We start from the raw sequence: 645 nt of genomic DNA, 5'->3' as shown, positions 1-645 counted from the left end.
TGGTCTGGAGTGCCGGCATGCTGCTGTCCTTCGCCAGCAACCGCGTGCACATCGCCCAGGTGCAGACATCGCTGGCGACCCTGCAACAATCATCAACCCCTGACGAACAATTCCTCGCCCTGAATGAGCTGGCCCGCGAGCTGGGCCGCCTGGAATACCGCGCCGTTCATGGCACGCCCTGGTACCAACGCTTCGGCCTGAACAAAAATCCACAACTGCTGCAAATACTCTGGCCCACCTACGTCGAGGCCAACCAGCGCCTGCTGCGCGACCCAGCCGTGGCCAGCCTGCAACAGCAGCTCACCACCCTGATCAAGTTACCCGCCGACAGCCCTGAACGCCTCAAGCGCGCGCCGCAGGCCTACGAACAACTCAAGGCCTACCTGATGCTGGCGCGCCCGGAAAAAGCCGACGCGGCCTTTCTGGTCAAGGTCCTGGGCCAGCTCGAGCCGAGCGGCGCCGGGGTTTCGCCGGGGCTGTGGCACGGCCTGGCGCCGACGCTCTGGCAGTTCTATGGTGAGCAACTGGCGGCGCACCCGGACTGGCGCATCGCGGCCGACCCGAAACGGGTGGCCCAGGTTCGCCAGTTGCTGCTCGGCCAGTTGGGCCAGCGCAATGCCGAAGCCAGCCTGTATAAAACCGTCC

1 protein-coding gene is annotated in these 645 nt (G+C 65.4%); it reads left to right on the top strand.

Annotated features, from left to right (window positions below):
* On the top strand, positions 1 to 645 hold a 645-nt coding region (locus ACYP2Q_RS31470; RefSeq protein WP_459734104.1), incomplete at both ends, for an ImcF-related family protein.

Source organism: Pseudomonas sp. MHK4, assembly GCF_054600775.1.
The sequence above is the reverse complement of the archived record's forward strand: the minus strand, read 5'-3'. Positions and strand labels throughout refer to the sequence as shown.